Origin of the sequence: Nocardia sp. NPDC058058, from assembly GCF_042885355.1 — a bacterium.
Lineage (GTDB): Bacteria > Actinomycetota > Actinomycetes > Mycobacteriales > Mycobacteriaceae > Nocardia.
The window spans coordinates 489,073-511,338 of record NZ_JBHVSA010000003.1 but is presented as its reverse complement, the minus strand read 5'-3'; the positions used below and the strand labels follow the sequence as shown (position 1 = coordinate 511,338).

Here is a 22,266-nt window from a genome sequence, read left to right as displayed (position 1 = left end):
GACATTCGCATGACGAGCTTGGACCGTTCCAGTACCACCGGAAACCGCCGCGGCCTGAGCGTGCAGGCATTGCTCGCCAAGGTCGCCGCCGCGGGAACTCCCACCGAATCCGCTGCCACCCTGGTGTCTCTGTTCGAAGCGCAGGCTGCCGCCGCTCCCGATTCGGTCGCGGTCGTATTCGAGGCGAGCACATTCACCTATGCGGAATTGAACCGCGGGGCGAACCGGCTCGCCCGGGTGTTGCTCGGCCGCGGAGTCGCCGTCGATGATGTCGTAGCGGTGTCGATGGCTCGCTCACCCGAACTCATCGTCGCGCTGCTGGCGGTACTGAAATCGGGTGCGGCGTACCTGCCGATCGATCCCGGCTATCCGGCTACCCGAATTGCCGACATCCTCGCCGACGCCGAGCCCGCGCTGTTGCTCTGCGCTGAGACGGACCGCGTCGAGGCAGTGGTTCCCACCTTGTCGCTCGGCCGGTCGAATATCGAATCATTCACTGCCGCCGGTGATTCACGCGATATCACCGACGCCGAGCGGACCGGGAGACTCCGCCCCGCGAACCTGGCCTATGTCGTCTATACCTCGGGATCCACCGGTCGCCCCAAAGGAGTCGGCGTTGCCCATCACAATGTGGTGAATCTGTGCCGGAACGCGGTGTGGGGGCACGAATCGAACCGGTGCGTCCCTGCGCACTCGTCGGTGTCCTTCGATGCCGCCGCCTATGAGATGTGGGCGCCGCTGGCCTCCGGTGGCACCGTGGTGTTCGCCCCCGCGGGCGTTGTCGGCCCGGCGGAGTTGAGCCGATTGGCCGAGGCGCACGATCTCAGCACCCTGTTCGTCACGACCCGGCTGTTCGAACTGCTCGTCGAGCAGGGCGGCGAACTGCTCGGCCGGATCGGCGAGGTCTGGACCGGCGGTGAGAACATGCCCGCGGGGGTCTTCGAACGTGCGGTGCGGCAGTGGCCGGATACCACCTTCGTGCACGTGTACGGACCCACCGAGACAACGGTTTTCGCCACCGCGTTCCGGGTGAGCGAACCGACCGCTACGGGCCCGGTGCCGATCGGCGGGGCGCTGTCGGGTGTGCGAGCCGTCGTGCTCGACGAATGGCTGCGGCCGGTGGCGCGCGGCGTCGCCGGTGAGCTGTACCTCGCGGGCACGGGTGTGGCGCGCGGATATCGCGGCAGAGCCGACCTTACCTCGGCACGATTCGTGGCCGATCCGCTCGAGCCCGGCGGTCGCATGTATCGCACCGGAGATGTGGTGCGCTGGAATCGTTTCGGTGAGCTCGATTATGTGGGCCGCTCCGATTTCCAGGTGAAGGTGCGCGGATTCCGGATCGAACCGGGCGACGTCGAGGCAGCGCTGACGTGCTACCCCGGGGTGACGCAGGCCGCGGTGCTCGCGCGGGAGATCGCGGGCGTTTCGGGTACTCAGCTCGTCGCCTATGTGGTGGGCGGTGGTATCGATATCGCCCGCCTGCGGAGTTTCGCACTGGACCGGTTGCCGGAGTTCATGATTCCGGCCGCGATCGTGGTGCTCGATCGCCTGCCGCTGACTCCGAACGGGAAACTGGATCGTGCGGCATTACCGGAACCCGAAGTCGTCGCCGCGGGTGTGTACCGGGAACCGGAAACCGATGCCGAGCACGCGCTGGCGGCCATTTTCGCCGAGGTGCTCGGGGTGGAGCGGGTCGGCGCCGACGATTCGTTCTTCGAGTTGGGCGGGCATTCACTCTCGGCGATGCGGGTATTGGCCGCGGTCCGCGTCGAATTCGATGTCGACCTGCCGGTGCGAGTGATGTTCGAGGCACAGTCCGTCACGGCGCTGGCAGCCCGGCTGACCGAGGGCACGACGCCCCGGGTCGCGTTGTCGCGCCGGGTGCGTCCGGATGTGATTCCGCTGTCGTTCGCGCAGCAGCGGCTGTGGTTCCTGCATCGCATGCAGGGGCCGTCGGCGACCTACAACATGCCATTCGCGATCAGGCTCACCGGTACGGTGGATATTCCCGCGCTGTGTGCGGCGCTCACCGATGTCGTCGTTCGGCACGAGACGTTGCGGACGGTGTTCGGTGATGTCGATGGTATCGGGGTGCAACGGGTTCTGGATCAGGACTCGGTTCGGGTGCCGGTCGAGATCATCGAGGCCGATGGCACCGACCCCGAGGCCACGGTGACGACCGTAGTGGCCGCCGCAGCAGCGTACGCCTTCGACCTGACCGCCGAGATTCCGATCCGAGCCACCATAATTGATTGTGGCGCAAGAGAATACGTGCTGACGCTGGTGGTCCATCACATCGCCGGCGACGGTGCGTCGATGGTGCCGCTGGTGACCGATGTGCTCGCCGCGTACGCGGCCAGGCGTCGGAACACCGAGCCGCAATGGATGCCGCTGCCGGTGCAGTACGCCGATTACACCCTCTGGCAGCGAGAGGCACTTGGCGAACCGGACGATCCGGAATCGGTGATCTCCCAACAGATCGCATATTGGCGCGCGCAGCTGTCCGGACTCCCGGAGGTAATCGAGCTGCCGCTGGATCGCCCGCGCCCGGCCGTCGCGTCCAATCGCGGCGATATCGTCGGTTTCACCGTTCCCGCGCCGGTGCGCGCCCAGCTGGAGAATGTGGCCCGTGCGCAGGGGGTAACGGTATCGATGGTGACACAGGCCGCGCTGGCGGTTCTGCTGTCCCGGATGGGCGCGGGAACCGATATCGCGATCGGCGCGCCGATCGCGGGCCGCACCGATGAGGCCGTGGCCGATCTGGTCGGGTTCTTCGTCAACACCTGGGTTCTGCGCGTCGATACGTCCGGAAACCCGGGATTCCACGAGCTTTTGGCACGGGTGAAGCACGCCGCGGTCGGTGCGTACACCCATCAGGACGCTCCCTTCGAGCGGCTGGTGGAGGTGCTCAACCCGATCCGTTCGGCATCGCATCATCCACTCTTCCAGGTCTCGCTCGCTTTCCAGAACACCTCGTTGCCCGACGCGGCACTGCTCACCGCGGCATTGCCGGAGCTGACCGTCGAACCATTGACCGCGCCGACCGGGACCGCGCGCTACGACCTGCTTTTCAACCTCGGAGAGCACGGTGACGGCGCATTCGACGCCTGGGTGGAGTACGCCACCGACCTGTTCGACCGGAGCACCGTCGAACAGCTGGCGGCACGATATGTCAGCGTGCTCGAGCAGGTCGCCGCCGACCCCCGCATCCCGCTCACCCGGGTGCGGGTGATCGATACCGCGGAGCGAGATCTGTTGGCGCGCTGGAACGATACCGCCCAACCGTGGCCTGTCGATGCCACCGTGGTCGGGATGGTCGAGGATCAGCTGGTCCGCACCCCGGATGCCATCGCGGTGGTGCACGAGGGCACGGAGTGCTCCTATCGGCAGCTCCACGCACGGGCTAATCGGCTGGCGCGCAGGCTGATCGAGGCCGGAGTCGGACCCGACGCGGTCGTCGCGGTCGCCGTTGAACGATCGATCGATCTGATCGTCGCGCAGCTCGCGGTGCTCAAGGCCGGTGGAGCGTTCCTGCCGATCGATCTCGAACATCCGGCTGAGCGAATCGCCTATATGCTCGGCGACGCCGCCCCGGTGGCGGTCGTGACCACCTCGATCGCGGAGCCTGTGCTGCCCGCGGGACCGCTGCCGCGCATCCTGCTCGACCCGGGCGAAACCGCCGACGCCGCAGACGAAGTGAACCTGACAGACCTCGAACGTCGAGGGCCATTGCGCCCTGCCGACCTGGCCTATGTCTTCTACACTTCCGGTTCCACGGGCAGGCCCAAGGGGGTCGCCGTACCGCATCGCGGCGTCACCGACCGTCTGCGAGATCAGGCGCGCCGGGTATGGGGCGACAGCTCGCCGACACGACTGCTCGCGGGGACCTCGGTCTCGTTCGACGTCGCGGTGTGGGAATTCTTCATGCCACTGTGCCTGGGCGGCAGCCTCGAGATCATCCGCGATCTGCTGGCGGTCGTCGAACGCGCTCATCCGGGGTGCGGAGTGCTCTACGGTGTACCGTCGGCCTTCGCCGAAGTGCTTGCGGTGCCCAACATCTCGGAAAAACTACCCGATATCGAGGTGGTGGTGCTGACCGGCGAGGCGCTGCCGCGCAGCCTGGTCGAACGGACCAGGGCGGCGCTGCCCGGCGTTAGGGTGCTCAACGGTTACGGGCCGACCGAGGTGACCATCTGCGCATCGGTGCACGAGGTGGGCGAGGGCGACGGAGATGTGCCGATCGGACGCCCGATCGGCAACCAGCACGGATACGTGCTGGACGAATGGCTGTGCCCGGTGCCGGTGGGAGTCGCGGGCGAGCTGTATATCGGGGGACCGGGTCTGTCGCGCGGCTATCTCGGCCGGCCGGGCCTGACCGCCGGCCGGTTCGTGGCCGATCCGTTCGGTCCTGCGGGACAACGGTTGTACCGCTCGGGCGATGTGGTCCGCTGGACTACCCGGGGTGTGCTCGAGTATCTGGGCCGCGTCGATGATCAGGTGAAGGTTCGTGGTTTCCGCATCGAGCTCGGCGAGGTGGAGGCCACGCTGTCGCGGCATCCGAGCGTCGCGCAATCGGTGGTCATGGCGTACGAATCGGTCAGCGGCACACAGCTGGTCGGCTATGTGATCGCCGATCCGGCGGAACAGACTCTGCCACAGGATATTCGGCGCTTTGCCGCCGGAACGCTGCCTGGCTATATGGTGCCCGCGGCGGTAGTGGTGCTCGAGCAGTTCCCGCTCACCCCGAATGGCAAGCTCGATCGTGCCGGGTTGCCGACGCCGGACATCAGCTCAACCGCGACCTATCGCGCGCCATCGACCGATGCTGAGCGTGCGCTGACCGCCATTTTCGCCGAGGTGCTCGGAGCGGATCGGGTCGGCATCGACGATTCGTTCTTCGAATTAGGTGGGCATTCGCTCTCGGCCATGCGGGTGCTGGCACGAGTGCGCTCGGTGCTGGGTGTGGAGCTCTCGGTCCGGGTGGTGTTCGAGGCGCCGACGGTCGCCGAACTCGCGCTTCGCCTCGGGGAGGGCGTGGCGGCCCGTGCGCGGTTGATGCGCCGGGAGCGTCCGGCGGTGGTGCCGTTATCGTTCGCGCAGCAGCGGTTGTGGTTCCTGCATCGGCTGGAGGGGCCGTCGGCGACGTACAACATGCCGTTCGCGGTGCGGCTGTCCGGTGCCGTGGATCTGGATGCGATGCGTGCGGCGCTGACCGATGTGGCGGTGCGGCACGAGGCACTGCGGACGATCTTCGTCGAGGTCGACGGCGTCGGCACCCAGCGGATTCTGGACGCGGCAACGATTTCGGTGCCCGTCGAGATCGTCGACGCGGTCGGCACGGCCGAATCCGCGGCCGCGGCGGTGGCCACCTCCATCGCGTCCATGGCGGCCCATCGTTTCGACCTGGCAACCGAAATCCCGATCCGCGCCGAGATCATCGACTGCGGCGCACGTGAATTCGTGCTCGCGGTGGTGGTGCATCACATCGCCGCCGATGGCGCGTCGATGGTCCCCCTGGTGACCGATGTATTGACCGCGTATGCGGCGCGGTTGTCCGGCACGGCCCCGGCGTGGTCGCCGCTGCCGGTGCAATACGCCGATTACACGCTGTGGCAGCGCGAACTGCTTGGCATGCTCGATGATCCGGAATCGGTGATATCCGAACAGGTTTCGTACTGGCGCCGAGAGCTCGACGGTGTGCCCGAAGTACTCGAGCTGCCGGCCGATCGACCGCGCCCCGCGGTGGCGTCCTATCGCGGCGAAATGCTGGGGTTCACCATTCCCGCCTCGGTGCGCGCGGGACTGGAAGAGCTCGCTCGCGGGCAGGGCGTGACCGTGTCGATGGTGACACAGGCCGCCCTGGCGGCGTTGTTGACTCGGCTGGGTGCGGGGCCCGACATCGCCATTGGCACACCGATGGCGGGGCGCACCGATGACGCGTTGAACGCGCTGGTCGGGTTCTTCGTCAACACCTGGGTGCTGCGGGTGGACACCTCCGGAGACCCCGAGTTCGCCGACCTGCTCGGCCGGGTTCGGGAGAAGGCACTGGCCGCGTACGGCCATCAGGATCTGCCCTTCGAACAGCTGGTCAGCCTGCTGAATCCGGTGCGGTCGGCCGGACATCATCCGCTGTTCCAGGTGATGCTGGCATTCCAGAACAACCCCGCCCCGGACACCGATCTGGTCACCGCAATGCTGCCGGGACTCACGGTTGCGCCGTTGACGGCCGCGACACACACCGCTCGATTCGACCTGTGGGTGAATATCGACGCGTCCACCCCGGCCGCCGACGGTTTCGTCTGTGGCATCGAGTACGCGACGGATCTATTCGATGAGCAGACGATCGAGGCCTTCGCGGCACGTTATGTGCACCTGCTCGAACAAGCGGCCGCCGATCATCGAATCCGCCTGTCGCGGTTCGAGATGATGGATGCGGCCGAACAGCGGCTGTTGCTGGAGTCGTGGAACGGAGCCGTCGCTCCGGTCGACGGCACCGCGACGCTGGTATCGCTGTTCGAGGCCCGGGTACGGATGGCCCCGGACGCGGTCGCGATTGTGTCCGAGGATGTGGAATGGTCCTACGCGCAGGTGAATTCGGCGGCGAATCGACTGGCGAGGGTGCTGCTGAGTCGGGGTGTGGCGGCCGACGACGTCGTCGCCGTCGCGGCGGGCCGCTCGGCCGAGATGGTCGTGGCGCTGCTCGCGATTCTGAAAGCCGGGGCGGCGTACCTGCCACTGGACTACACCTATCCGGCCGAGCGGCTGAGCTACATACTCGCCGATGCCGCACCGGCGCTGCTGCTCACCACCGCTGCGGTGCGAGTACACCTGCCCGAAACCGGCGTCGACGTGATGGATATCGGATCGGCCGGGCCGGGCACGCGGGAATCGTTCGATGTCACCGACGCCGAGCGTGCCGGGCGGTTGTGCTCGTCGAACCTGGCCTATGTCATCTACACCTCCGGATCCACCGGTCGGCCGAAAGGCGTCGCGGTTCAGCATCGTAATGTGGTGAACCTGGCGGCAAACGGGTTGTGGGACAGGCATACTCGGGTGCTGGTGCATTCGTCGGTGGCGTTCGACGCCTCGACCTATGAGATGTGGGTGCCGCTGCTGGCCGGCGGGGCGCTGGTGCTGTCCGCCGATCGTGCGAGCGTGCGGGAACTCGACGAGTTGATCGCCGCGCAGCGGGTGAGCGCGCTGTGGCTGACCGCGCGGCTGTTCGAGGTATTCGTCGAGGAGCGCAGCCCCGCGCTGGCTCGGGTCGACGAGGTGTGGGCCGGTGGCGAGCAGATTTCCGGTGGTGTGTTCGAGCGAGCTCGGGCGCTGTGGCCGTCGACCCAATTCGTCAACGGCTACGGGCCAACGGAGACAACGGTTTTCGCTACGTCCGGGCGCACGTCGCGAGCCGGGCTGGTGCCGATCGGCGTGCCGATGCCGAACGTGCGCGCCTTCGTGCTCGATGAGCATCTGCACCTTGTGCCCCAGGGTGTTTCGGGTGAGCTGTATATCGCCGGTGCAGGTGTGGCGCGGGGGTATCGCGGACATTCGGATCTGACTGCGTCTCGGTTCGTGGCGAACCCGTTCGGTTCGGGCGATCGGGTGTATCGCACGGGTGATGTGGTGCGCTGGAATCGTTTCGGTGAGCTCGAGTATGTCGGGCGTTCCGATTTCCAGGTGAAGGTGCGTGGTTTCCGTATCGAGCCGGGTGAGATCGAGGCGGTGTTGCTCGCGCATCCGTCGGTCGCGCAGGCCGCTGTCATCACCCGCGAGATCGGGGCCGACGGTGACTCCGGTGCCCACCTGCTGGGCTACGTGGTGCTCGACGCCGACCACGCCGAGCTCCGCGAAGATCGCCGCGAAGCCGAACAGGTCACCGAGTGGCAGCGACTCTACGATGAGCTCTACGCCAAAGCCGCGACCGAACGCACAGCGTTCGGTGCCGACTTCTCCGGCTGGAACAGCAGCTACACCGGCGCCCCGATTCCGCTCTCGCAGATGCGGGAGTGGCGTGCGGCCACCGTTGCGCGGATCCGGGCACTGCATCCGGCGCGCATCCTCGAGGTCGGTGTGGGATCGGGTCTGCTGCTGGCGGAGCTGGCACCGCAGGCCGCGCAGTACTGGGCAACGGACTTCTCGGCTGAAACCATCGCCACACTGCGCGCCGCACTGGAAACACAGTCCGGGGACTGGACCGAACGCGTCACCCTGTCGGTGCAGGCGGCGGATGTGGTCGCGGGCCTGCCCCCGGGTGGTTTCGACACCATCGTGATCAACTCGGTGCTGCAGTACTTTCCGAGCGCGGCCTACTTGACCGAGGTCATCGACAAACTCTTCACCCTGCTCGCGCCCGGTGGGCGGCTGTTCCTCGGTGATATCCGCAACCTGGCACTGTTGACCGAGTTCAGCTCCGGGGTCCAGGTCGCACAGGCCGGGGGTGCGGGCAACCTCACCACGCCGGAACTGCGCGACCGTGTCCGGCGCGAGATCCAGGGCGAGACCGAATTGCTGGTCAGCCCGGAGTATTTCGTTGCGCTGAGCCGCTCTCGCGCCGATATCGGCGCTGTCGACATCCGGCTCAAGCAAATGGGCGCCGACAACGAATTGAGCCGCTACCGCTACGAAGCGGTGCTGTGGAAGCATCCGGACCAGGTGCGGGACCTGGCCGCGATTCCCGCATGGCATTGGCCGGAAATCGGCACTGTCGCCGGGCTTTTCGAGCACCTGGCTGCGCGGCGTCCTGATGCGGTGCGCATCCGGGACGTCGCGCACGCGCTGCTACACCACGACGCGGCCCTGGCGCAGGCACTGCGCACCGGACAGGAACTCACCGCGGCGCCGACGGCCCTGACGGAAACCGTTGTACCGGAGTCGATTCGGTCCAGGCTCGCCGATGCCGGGTACGAGTTGCTGGTCACCTGGGCGCACACACCGGGCTGTGTGGACCTGGTGCTGGTGCGGTCGACCGAGGCACCGCTGACCGGGATCTTCGCGCCTGCCCACGTCGGCGAGCGCCTTGCCGGGTACGTCAGCGATCCGGCCGCAGTGAGCAGAGCCGCCGATATTCGGCGCTTTGCGGCGGACCGGCTGCCCGAATTCATGGTGCCCGCAGCGGTTGTGGTGCTCGACCGGCTACCGCTGACCGCGAACGGAAAACTGGATCGATCGGCACTTCCGGATCCGGAAGTGAGCACAAGTGCCGCATATCGGGAACCGGTGGGCGGGGCCGAGCGCGTGCTGGCGGAGATCTTCGCCGAAGTGCTCGGCGCCGATCGCGTCGGCGCCGACGATTCCTTTTTCGAGCTCGGCGGCCATTCGCTCTCGGCGATGCGGGTATTGGCGCGGGTGCGCACCGAATTGGGTGTGGAGTTGTCGGTGCGCATGGTGTTCGAAACGCCCACGGTCGCCGGTCTGGCGGCGCGACTGGGCGAAGGCGCGGTCGCGCGGGTCGCGCTGACCCGCCGGGAGCGTCCGGCCGTGGTGCCGCTGTCGTTTGCCCAGCAGCGGTTGTGGTTCCTGCATCGGCTGGAAGGTCCCTCGGCTACCTACAACATGCCCTTCGCGGTGCGGTTGTCGGGCCCGCTGGATCTGGACGCGATGCGGTCCGCGCTGACCGATGTGGCCGTGCGGCACGAGGCCTTGCGCACGGTCTTCGCCGAAATTGAAGGCGTTGGCGCCCAGCGGATTCTGGACGCGGATACCGTGCGCGTTCCGGTTGAATCGATCGACGCCACCACCGACCCCGGCAGTGCCGTGGCAGCGGTGACCGCCCTCGCCGGATATGCCTTCGATCTGACCGATGAGATTCCGTTGCGCGCGGCGATCATCGACTGCGGTGCGGGCGAATACGTACTCGCGGTGGTAATTCACCATATCGCCGGCGACGGTGCGTCGATGCTGCCGCTGGTGACCGATGTGCTCATCGCATATGCGGCACGACAATCGGGTGCCGCTCCGGTGTGGTCGCCACTGCCGGTGCAGTATGCCGATTACACCCTGTGGCAGCGTGAGTTGCTCGGTGATCCGAGTGATCCGGAATCGGTCGCCTGCGAACAGGTTTCGTATTGGCGACAGGAGCTGGACGGTGTGCCGGAGGTGCTCGAGCTGCCCGCGGATCGGATACGTCCCGCGATCGCGTCACACCGCGGGGATCTGATCGGATTCACCATCCCGGCGGCGCTGCGGATCGGCCTCGAGGATCTGGCCCGGCGCCGTGGTGTCACGCCCGCCATGGTCGCGCAGGCGGCGCTGGCCGCGCTGCTGTCACGGCTGGGCGCCGGTACCGATATCGCGATCGGCGCACCGATCGCGGGACGCACCGATGAGGCATTGTCCGGACTGGTCGGATTCTTCGTCAACACCTGGGTATTGCGCGTGGACATCGCCGGGGATCCGGAGTTCGGCGAACTGCTGGCCCGGGTGAAGGATAAGGCGCTGGCCGCCTACACCCACCAGGACCTGCCCTTCGAACAGCTGGTCAGCCAGCTCAATCCGGCGCGGTCGGCCGGGCATCATCCGCTGTTCCAGGTCATGCTGGCGTTCCAGAACAACCCCGCACCCGGTGCGGACCTGATGGCCGAACTGCTGCCCGGCCTTTCCGTGTCGCCGGTCGAATACAGCACGCAGACAGCACGTTTCGACATGTGGGTGAACATAGACGCCTCGACCCACGCCGCCGACGGCTATGGCTGCACCATCGAGTACGCGACAGATCTGTTCGATCGGGAGACCATGGTCGAATTCGCCGCACGCTATGTTCGGATATTGGAACGTGTCGTGGCGGACATCCGAATCACCATGTCCCAGCTCGAGGTCACCGGCGCACCGGAGCGGCAGCTGCTGCTGGAGGCTGGGCGGGGGATCGATAACGCGGTCGATGGCGAAGCGACACTGGTGTCGCTGTTCGAAGCCCGCGCAGCCGCTGACCCCGATGCGGTCGCGCTGGTGTTCGAGGACGTGAAATACACGTACGGGCAGGTGAATTCGGCGGCGAACCGACTTGCCCGGGTGCTGCTCGACAAGGGCGTGCGGGTCGACGATGTGGTCGCGGTTGTCATCGGCCGATCGCCGGAGCTGATCATCGCGCTGGTGGCCACACTCAAGGCCGGAGCCGCCTACCTACCGGTCGATCCCACCTATCCGGGTGAGCGGATCGCCCTGATCCTCGCCGATGCCGCACCCGCGCTGCTGATCACCACCGACACCGGAGCAAGTGCATTGCCGCCCACGGAAACCGGCATCGTGATCGTCGGGGCGGACGCCATCGAGTCCGGTGATCCGGTGGACATCGCCGACGCCGAGCGCAGCGGCAGCCTGTGCTCGTCGAACCTGGCGTACGTCATCTACACCTCCGGGTCCACGGGCCATCCCAAAGGCGTGGCCGTGCAGCACCGCAATGTGGTCAACCTGTCCCGAAATGGGTTGTGGGACAGTCATACGCGGGTGCTGCTGCATTCGTCGGTGGCGTTCGACGCCTCGACCTATGAGATCTGGGCACCGCTGTCGGCGGGTGGGACCCTGGTGATCTCGCCCGATCGGGCCGGTGTGCGCGAACTGGGTGAGTTGATCGCCGCACAACGGGTGAGTGCGCTGTGGCTTACCGCGCGACTGCTCGAGGTATTCGTCGAGGAACGCACCATCGCATTGGCAGGGGTCCGTGAAATCTGGGCCGGTGGCGAGCGAATCCCCGACGGCCTGTTCGAGCGAGCCCGCGATCTGTGGCCCGGCGTGGCATTGGTGAACGGCTATGGTCCCACCGAGACAACGGTTTTCGCCACCGCCGGGCGTACCTCGCGTGGTGGGTCGGTGCCGATCGGCGTGCCGGTGCCGAACGCGCGCCTTGTCGTGCTCGATGAGTGGTTGCGTCTGGTGCCGCGGGGTGTTCCGGGTGAGCTCTACATCGCCGGTGCGGGAGTGGCACGCGGTTATCGCGGCCGGTCCGGCCTGACCGCGGCGCGGTTCGTCGCGGACCCGTTCGGCACTGGTGGCCGCATGTACCGCACCGGTGATGTGGTGCGCTGGAACCGTTTCGGTGAGCTCGAGTATGTGGGGCGTTCCGATTTCCAGGTGAAGGTACGTGGTTTCCGTATCGAGCCGGGAGAGATCGAGGGTGCGCTGCTGGGCCACCCGGCGGTCGCACAGGCCGCGGTGATCACTCGTGAGCTGCCGGGTACCGCCGAGCAACACCTGGTCGGCTACCTCGTCGCAGCCGAGGCGGAGGTCGCCGCGGTGCGGAGCTACCTGGGCGAGCGACTACCGGAATTCATGATCCCGTCGGCGTTGGTGGCCCTGGATCGTCTGCCCTTGACGGCCAACGGCAAATTGGATCGTGCCGCGCTCCCGATGCCCGAGTTCGTATCCGGGATCGCCTATCGGGCACCCTCCACGGCAGCCGAGCATGCACTGGTGTCGGCCTTCGCCGACATCCTCGGCGTCGACCGGGTCGGCGTCGACGATTCCTTCTTCGAACTCGGCGGGCACTCCCTGTCCGCAATGCGGGTGCTGTCCAGGATTCGCGCCGAACTGGGTGTGGAACTGCCGGTGCGGATGATCTTCGAGACCTCGACCCCGGCGGGACTCGCCGCCCGCCTGCACGAGGGTACGACCGCCCGGGCCGCGCTGGCCCGGCGCGAACGTCCGGAGCTGATCCCGCTCTCGTTCGCGCAGCAACGGCTCTGGTTCCTCTATCGGCTCGACGGGCCGTCGCCGACCTACAACATGCCGTTCGCGGTTCGCTTGACAGGTTCGGTCGACGTGGCGGCACTGCGCGACGCCTTGACCGATGTGGTGGCTCGCCACGAGGTGTTGCGCACCATATTCGCCGAGGTGGACGGTGTCGGCGTACAGCGCGTCCTGGATAGCGAAAGAACTTGTGTCCCGGTCGAAGTCGTCGATGCGAGCACTGCGGTATCCATCGTCGAGTTCGTGGCACAGGTGGTTGCCGGCGCGGCCGCGCACGCCTTCGACCTGGCCACCGAGATTCCGGTCCGGGCCACGATCATCGACTGTGGCGCAGGCGAATACGTGCTCGCGGTCGTGGTGCACCATATCGCCGGCGACGGTACCTCGATGGTGACGCTGGTGGCCGACGTGCTGACCGCGTACGCGGCGCGGCAGTGCGGTACCGCCCCGGTGTGGGCGCCATTGCCGGTGCAGTACGCCGACTACACACTGTGGCAACGGGAGCTGCTCGGTGAGCTCGACGATCCGGAATCGGTTATCTCCGAACAGGTTTCGTACTGGCGGGACCAGCTGGCCGGGCTACCCGAGGTGATTTCGCTGCCGTTGGATCGGCCGCGCCCCGCGGTGGCGACCTATCAGGGCGCCACGGTGAGCTTCTCGATTCCGGCGCCGGTTCGCGCGGGAATCGAACGGTTGGCCCGCGAACACGGTGTGACGGTGGCGATGGCCACCCAGGCAGCACTGGCGGTGCTGCTGTCGCGGCTGGGCGCCGGCACGGATATCGCGCTCGGCGCGCCGATGGCCGGGCGCAATGACGAGGCATTGGCCGCCATGGTCGGCTTCTTCGTCAATAACTGGGTGCTGCGGGTGGACACCTCCGGCGATCCGGAATTCAGCAGGGTCCTGGCCCGGGTGAAGGAAAAGGCGCTGGCCGCCTACACCCACCAGGATGTGCCGTTCGAGCAGCTGGTGGGCATCGTGAATCCGGTGCGATCGGCCGGGCATCACCCCCTGTTCCAGGTCTCGCTCGCATTCCAGAACAACGCCACGATCACCGTGGACGCCGCCGCCGAACTGCTGCCCGGATTGACCGTGACACCGGTGCGGACCGCAACGCACACGGCGCGATTCGATCTGGTGATCACCATCGACGCGTCGACCCCGGTCGCGGACGGATTCAGCTGCGGCATCGAGTACGCCACCGATCTGTTCGATCGTGAAACCATCGATGCCCTCGCTCAGCGGTATGTGCGGGTGCTCGGACAGGTGAGTGCCGACGCGAGTACCAGGATGTCGCAGCTCGATGTGCTCGACTCGGCGGAACGATCGCTGGTGCTTGATGGGTGGAACGACACCCGAATGCGATTCGACAGCGGCGATGCGACGCTGACGGCACTGTTCGAAGCGCAGGCGGCGGCGACCCCGGATGCGGTCGCGGTGGTGTTCGAAGACGCGGAACTGACCTATACGCAATTGAATTCGGCGGCGAATCGATTCGCCCGGAAGCTACTGGCCACCGGTGTCGCGGTCGATGATGTGGTCGCGGTCGCGGCGCCCCGTTCACCGGAACTGATCATCGCGCTGCTGGCGGTGCACAAGGCGGGTGCGGCGTACCTGCCGATCGATGCCGAGTATCCGGCCGACCGCATCGCCCACATAATCGGGGATGCGGCTCCCACCCTGGTGATCGCCACCGGCGAGATGGCGGGCGCACTCGCCGGCGCACTGCCGGTCGGTACCACCAGCCTGATCATCGGATCCTCCGATCACGAGGGCGCCGACTCGGGCGATATCGCCGCTCACGAGCGCGCCGGAGTGCTCCGCTCCTCGAACCTGGCCTACCTCATCTACACCTCCGGTTCCACTGGACGCCCGAAAGGCGTTGCCGTCGAGCATCGTTCGGTGGTGAACCGGCTGTTGTGGATGGCCCGGCAGTACGGGGTGAACACCGCCGATGTGGTGCTGCAGAAGACTCCGATCACCTTCGATGTATCGGTCTGGGAGTTGTTCCTGCCGTTGATCACCGGTGCGCGGCTGGTGCTGGCGGTGCCCGGCGGGCATCGCGACCCCGCCTATCTCGCCGCGACCATCCGGCGTGAACGGGTGACGACCGTACATTTCGTGCCGTCCATGTTGGCCGAATTTCTGAACGATCTACCCGGTGAGTCGAGCTCGCTGCGCCAGATCATCGCATCCGGTGAGGCGCTGCCCGTCGGCGTCGCGCAGCGAGCGCGAACGGTGAGTGGCGCGACCGTGCACAATTTGTACGGTCCCACCGAAGCCGCCGTCGATGTCACCTATCACCAAGTGGGTGCAGCTGATGCGCTGCTGGTCCCGATCGGGCGGCCGGTCGCCAACACCGGCGTGTACGTGCTCGACGATCGTTTGTGCCCGGTCGCGCCCGGGGTAGCCGGCGAGTTGTACCTGGCCGGGGTGCAATTGGCTCGGGGCTACCGCGGTCGTGCGGACCTGACCGCCGAGCGCTTCGTAGCCGACCCGTTCGGCACCGGTGCCCGCCTTTATCGCACCGGCGATGTGGTGCGGTGGACTCGTAGTGGCGAACTGGTGTATCTGGGGCGGTCCGACTTCCAAGTGAAGGTTCGAGGTCTGCGGATCGAGCCGGGCGAGATCGAAACGGCGCTCCTGTCCTATCCGGGGATCGCCCAGGCCGCCGTCATCGCCCGTGCCACAGGTGAATCCGGTGATCCGCAGCTGATCGGATATGTGGTGCCCGGCTCCGACGCCGGGCGCGATGGCGATCGGGAACAGGATCTGGTCGGGCGCTGGCAGCAGATCTACGACAGCGTCTACTCGGACAGCGAAGACATTCCACAGCTCGACGGTGTGGTGGGGGTCGAATTCGGCGCGGACTTCCGTAGCTGGAACAGCAGCTATACCCGCCAGGCCATTCCGCTACCGGATATGCACGAATGGCGCGACGCCACGGTCGCTTCGATCGAATCGCTCCGGCCGCGCCGGGTGCTGGAGGTCGGTGTCGGTTCCGGACTGCTGCTGTCGCAGATCGCACCGAAGGTGCGGGAATACCACGGCACCGACCTCTCACCCGTAGCGATCGAATCGATGCGGCAGGCGTTGACCGGAATCGACGCGGACTGGGTATCGCGAGTCCGCCTGCACGCGCTCCCGGCCGATGACATCACCGGTCTGCCCAAGGCCTATTTCGACACGATCGTGATCAATTCTGTCGCGCAATGCTTCCCGAGCGCGGACTATTTGCTGCAGGTCCTGACCAAGCTGGCGGGGCTGCTGGCCCCGCAGGGCGCGATCTTCCTCGGGGACATTCGTAACTTCGCGCTGTTGCGCGAATTCCACACCGGCGTTCAACTCGCCCACTACGGCGGTGATGATGCGAGCGAGCTGCGCCGTCGCATCGACCGCGCGATTCGTGACGACAAGGAATTGCTGCTGGCACCCGAATTCTTCCGAGCCGCGGTGCCGCGACTCGACGGTATCGACGGCTGCCGGGTCCGGTTGAAGCTTGGTTTCGGTGATACCGAGATGAATCGGTACCGCTACGACGTCGTGCTGACCAGAGGCACTCACGCGACGCCACCGCTGCCCGCCTTCGAGTCCGTCCCCTATGCGGATCCGGCGCAGGTGGCGCGAGCACTCGGCGGCCGCGATCCGCAGCGAGACCGGATCACCGTGACCGGGGTGCCGCAGCGCGGCGTGATCGAGGATGTGCTGGCGGTGCGGGCGCTGGCCGCCGGTGAAATGCCGGTCGGACAATCGACCGGAGAGGGGATCACCGCGAGCGAATTGTCCCAGCTGGCAATCGAATTCGGCTTCGAGGTGGCGGTCACCCCGGCGAGCGCGCCCGGGTATATGAATGCGTCGTTCTGCGCGCGCACCGACAGCGGCTTGGCTATCGACGATGTCGGCACCCTCGCCCGGGAGTTCGCTGATCCGGCGACATATGCGAGTGACCCGTCCGCAACGCTCGACGTGGTGGCCGTGCGCCGCCATCTCACCGAGGTACTGCCGGAATTCATGGTGCCGCCGGTCGTGCTGGTGCTGGATCGGTTGCCGCTGACCGGCAATGGCAAATTGGATCGGGCGGCGCTGCCGGACCCGGAGTGGGGCTCGAGTGCTGCCTATCGGGCACCGACAACCGATGCCGAGCGCGCGCTGAGCGCGATCTTCGCCGATGTGCTCGGCGTGGACCGGATCGGCATCGACGATTCGTTCTTCGAACTGGGTGGGCATTCGCTGTCCGCCATGCGGGTGCTGGCTCGGGTACGCACGGAACTCGGTGTGGAACTGCCGGTGCGGCTGATATTCGACGCGCCGACCCCGGCCATGCTCGCGGCACGACTGCACGAGGGCACTACCGCGCGTGCGCCGCTGACCCGGCGTGAACGCCCGGAGTTGGTGCCGCTGTCCTTCGCACAACAGCGCCTGTGGTTCCTGCACCGGCTGGAGGGACCCTCCGCGACGTACAACATGCCGTTCGCGGTCCGATTGTCCGGGGCCGTGGACACCGCGGCATTGCGTGCGGCGTTCACGGACGTGGTAGGGCGGCACGAGGCATTGCGGACGATCTTCGCCGAGGTCGATGGCGTTGGCACGCAACGGGTTCTGCCCGTCGAATCGGTGCGGATCCCAGTCGAGATCGTCGACGCCGCCGACCCGGACACCGTGTCCGCGACTCTCGCCGCGGTGGCCGGGCATCGGTTCGATCTGTCGGCCGAGATTCCGCTGCGGGCCACGATCCTCGACTGTGGTGCGGGCGATTTCATCCTGGGCGTGGTGGTTCATCACATCGCCGGAGACGGCGCCTCGATGGTGCCGCTGGTCACCGATGTGCTGACCGCCTATGCCGCGCGCAGTCACGGTATCGCGCCGGTGTGGACACCACTGCCGGTGCAGTATGCCGATTACACACTGTGGCAGCGCGATCGATTGGGCACGCTGGATGATCCGACATCGGTGATCGCCGAACAGGTTTCGTACTGGCGACAGGAATTGTCCGAGCTGCCCGAGGTGATCGAGCTGCCGGTGGATCGCCCGAGACCGCCGGTCGCGTCACACCGCGGCGACACCCTGGGGTTCACCATCTCGGCGACCTTGCGTGCCGGGCTGGAGCGCCTTGCCCGCTCCCGGGGCGTAACCGTGTCCATGGTGACCCAGGCGGGTCTCGCGGCGGTGCTGTCTCGAATGGGGGCGGGTGCGGAGATCGCCATTGGCGTGCCGATCGCCGGGCGTGCCGATGAGGCGCTGACCGCTCTGGTCGGATTCTTCGTCAATACCTGGGTATTGCGCGTGGATACCTCCGGTGATCCGGAGTTCGGTGTACTGCTGGCGCGGGTGAAAGAGAAGGCGCTGGCGGCCTACACGCATCAGGACGTGCCGTTCGAACAGCTGGTGAGCGTGCTGAACCCGGTGCGGTCGGCGGGACATCATCCGCTCTTCCAGGTCTCGCTGGGCTTCCAGAACGGTCCCGCCGCCGATGGCGATCAGCTCGCCGTGGCGCTGCCGGGCCTGTCGCTGTCATCGGTCGAGATCCCCAACCGCACAGCACGTTTCGATCTGTGGATGAATATCGATGCCGCGGGCCCGGCCGAGCGCGGCTACAGCGCGAGCATCGAGTTCGCCACCGACCTGTTCGACAGGGACACCGTCGAGGCGCTGGCGGCTCGGTATGTCCGGGTGCTCGAGCGAGCTGTCGCGAACGCCGATACGCGACTGTCCCAATTGCCGGTGCTCGATCTCGCCGAACGCGCACTGGTGCTCGAGCGATGGAATGCCACCGCGGTGCCGATCGCGGGCGATGCAACGCTGGTGTCCTTGTTCGAGGCGCAGGCTGCCGCGACGCCGGAGTCGACCGCGATCTTCTCGGACCGGACCGCGCTTTCCTACGCCGACTTGGCCGCGCGGGTACGCCGCCTGGCACGGTGGCTGATCGATCAAGGGGTCGGCCCGGAATCGACTGTGGCGCTGGGGATGCGGCGATCGCCCGAGCTGGTCATCGGAATGTACGCGACGCTGGCGGCCGGTGGAGCGTTCGTACCGCTGGATCCCGATCTGCCGGCCGAGCGCGTCGAGCACATCCGCCGGGTGGCGCGGCCGGTGTGTGTGCTGACGACCGAGAAGGATGCGGCACGCTTCCCCGATGCGGTCGCCCTCGACGGAATCGACCTATCCCGGTATCCCGATTCGGCGGTGAGTCAGGGCGAGCGGAACCTGCCGTTGCGCCCTGCGAACGCCGCGTATGTCATGTTCACCTCGGGATCGACGGGTCGCCCAAAAGGGGTGATGGTCTCGCACGAGGCGATTGTGAACCAGCAGCTCTGGATGGCCGAGCGGTACCGGGTGGGCGCCGGGGATGTGTATTTGCAGAAGACCGCCGCCTCGTTCGACGTATCGCTGTGGGGTTACTTCCTGCCCCTGCTGGTGGGCGCGAAACTGGTGCTTGCAGCGGCCGATGACCACCGCGATCCGCATCGGTTGGCGCAGCTGATGGCTCGGCACAGTGTGACGCTCACCGATTTCGTACCGTCGGTGGCAGCCGAATTCCTCTCGCAGGCAACCGAGTCCAACTGCATGACGCTGCGTGAGCTCTTCCTCATCGGTGAAGCCTTGCCGGTTACGGTGGCGCGTCGGCTGCGGGCCATCACCGGAGCGGGCGTGCACAACCTGTACGGACCGACCGAAGCGGCAGTGTCGGTTACCCATTACGAAACCAGCGAGACCGATGAGGTGTCGGTCCCGATCGGGCGGCCCGAGGCCAATACCCGGGTGTATGTGCTCGATGAAAGGCTGCGCCCGGTCGCGCCCGGAGTGGCGGGCGAGTTGTATCTGGCCGGGGTGCAACTGGCCCGCGGATACCAGCGACAGCCGGAACTGACCGCGGCGCGATTCGTGGCCGATCCGTTCGGCTCAGGCGAGCGGTTGTACCGGACCGGTGATGTGGTGCGCTGGCTTCGTTCCGGTGAGTTGGACTACGTGGGCCGCACCGACTTTCAGGTGAAGGTGCGTGGGTTCCGGATCGAGCTGGGCGAGATCGAGGCGGTGTTGGCTACTCACCCGGCGGTCGACCAGGCGGCCGTCATCGCCCGTGAGATACCCGGCGTGGTCGGCCGGCAACTGCTGGCCTATGTGGTGTGCCGGAACGAAACATCAGGTCTCCCAGAGGAATTGCGCGATATCGTGGCCGCGGCGCTGCCCGGCTATATGGTCCCCGCCGCAGTGCTGGTGCTGGATCGGTTCCCGGTGACGGTGAGCGGCAAACTGGATCGAGCGGCGCTGCCCGATCCGGACATGACATCCGGTGCGGCATATCGGAATCCATCGACAGCGGCCGAGCGTGCCCTGGCCGGAATCTTCGCCGAGATACTCGGGGTGGGCAGCGTCGGCGCCGACGACTCCTTCTTCGAACTCGGCGGGCACTCGCTCTCGGCGATGCGGGTGCTCGCGCGAGTGCGTGCCGAACTCGGTGTGGAGTTGCCGGTGCGCTTCGTGTTCGAAACCCCGACGGTTGCGGGCCTGGCCGCTCGACTCGGAGAGCAGGAGAGCACCGATCCATTCGCCGCGGTCCTGCCCATCCGAACCACCGGCGAACAAGCGCCGCTGTGGTGCATCCACCCCGGAACCGGTGTCGGCTGGGCATATTTCGGTCTCGCCACCCAGATCACCGATCGGCCGATCTATGCCATCCAGGCGTGCGGCATCGATGGAGCCGCGCCGCCGGCACCATCGATGCGGGCCATGGTGAACCACTACGCCGACCACATGCTGGCCGTACAGCCGGACGGCCCTTTCCATCTGCTCGGGCATTCGTTCGGCGGTACCGTCGCGCATTCGATCGCCGTGGAATTGCGACGGCGCGGCCATGCGGTGGCGAGCCTGACCCTGCTCGACTCGGGGCCGGCCGTGCCGTATGAAATCGACCGCACGGCGGTGGAATTCAGCGCTGCCGAACGTGACCTGCGCGCAGCGATGGAGCAGTGGGCACACGCCCGGACCGGCGACGGCGATGGCTCGATGGTCGCCTCGGTCATCGATTCACTGGTCCCGGTCTCGATCAACAACGCGGAAATCCTGGCGGCCCACCGGTCGCCGGTGTACGACGGCGACCTCGTCATCTTCCGGGCCGTCCGGTCGCCGGACGGCGGACGACTGGACTCGCTGATTCCGTCGTGGCGCGAGTTCGTCGACGGCGACATCGAGGAGCACCCGATCGATGCGACCCACGAAGCAATTGTCGAGCGGCAGGGCCTGTCCGAGGTGTGCGCGATCCTGCGCCGCCAATTGGCCACTGCGATAGCGGATTAGGAGCAGAGCCATCAAACCGAAACTGATCAGGTCGTTCGAAGAAATCGACCGGACCATCGACCGATCCGCGCCAGTGGTGACCCTGTTCAGCGGTGGTCTGGACAGCAGCTATTTGCTGTTGCGGCTGCGAGAACTCGGATTCACGCAGGTGCACGCCCTGTCAGTGGATATCGGTGGACTGGAGACCGTGGAGGAGCAGAAACATATCGCTTCGGAACTCGGCGCTGTGTTTCATTCGGTTGACAAACAACAGGTGTTCGCCGCGGAGTTCGTAGCGCCCGCGATCAAAGCGCACGCGGTATACCTCGGTCTACATCCGGTCAGCTCGACCTTGAGCCGTCCCCTGATCGCCCGTACCGCAGTGGATTTGGCGCACCAGGTCGAGGCCGGATGCGTCATCCACACCGCCAATCGTTCACAGAACACGCTGCGACGGCTCAACGGCGCGTTGGGAATGCTGGGGTTTCCCGGTCGATACGGCAGCCCATACGACCTGCAGCCGGTCGACAGAACACAGAAAATCGAGGATCTGTCCGCGGCGGGCATCACCTTCTCGAGCGACCGCACCATGAGCGGCGATTCGAACCTGTGGTGCCGGGAGTACGAGTCCGGATCGCTCGATGATCCAGAGTCGCATCGTATTCCGGACTCCATCTATCGATGGAGCGTCACACCGCAGGACGACCACCTCGTCGCCGAGGAGTTGTCGCTGAGTTTCGAGGAAGGTATACCCACCGCGGTCGACGGCGAGCGAATGGATCTGGTCGAACTCATCGGACAGCTCAATGTCCGGGTCGGCCGGTTCGGCGTCGGCCGATACACCGGACTCGAGCATCTGGACCACGGCGAGAAGGTGCTCGAGGTGCGGGAGATGCCGGCGGCATGGCTCATACTCATGACCGCGCGCCACCTCGAGAGCGCGTGCCTGACCGCCGAAACACTCCGGGTCAAGCTCGATCTCGAACAGCTATGGGTCCGTGAAGCATTGGAAGGACGATGGCTCGGCTCACTCAAACGAGCGGCCGAAGCCTTCATCGACAGTTGCGCCGCACGGGTGACCGGCTCGGTGCGGTGGCGACTGCACCTCGGCGGTGCCGTCACCACCGCCATAATCGCCGAGCATCCCACCTACATCCGTGACCGCGAAGCGTGGGAAACCGCATCCATCAGGGCCGAACTCAGCCATTACAGTCCGCTCCTGAGCGAAGGTGGCCTGATCGCCTGATGGACCTGGCACGACTTCGGATCTTTTCGTGAACTCGTCGATCGCAGCACACCTGACGCGGTGGT

The 22,266-nt window shown here is 66.5% G+C and carries 2 protein-coding genes; both read left to right on the top strand.

The genetic code is table 11. The features are described from left to right. Positions 1–9 precede the first annotated feature (9 nt). Entirely contained in the window at positions 10–20,976 is a 20,967-nt protein-coding gene (locus tag ACFVUS_RS25945; RefSeq protein ID WP_387771555.1) for a non-ribosomal peptide synthase/polyketide synthase, read from the top strand. Further along, positions 20,972–22,201 (top strand): argininosuccinate synthase-related protein, encoded by a 1,230-nt coding sequence (locus ACFVUS_RS25940; protein WP_387774687.1) that lies wholly within the window; start codon positions 20,972–20,974, stop codon positions 22,199–22,201. The genes ACFVUS_RS25945 and ACFVUS_RS25940 overlap by 5 nt, the downstream gene beginning before the upstream one ends. The last annotated feature ends 65 nt before the right edge of the window (positions 22,202–22,266 follow it).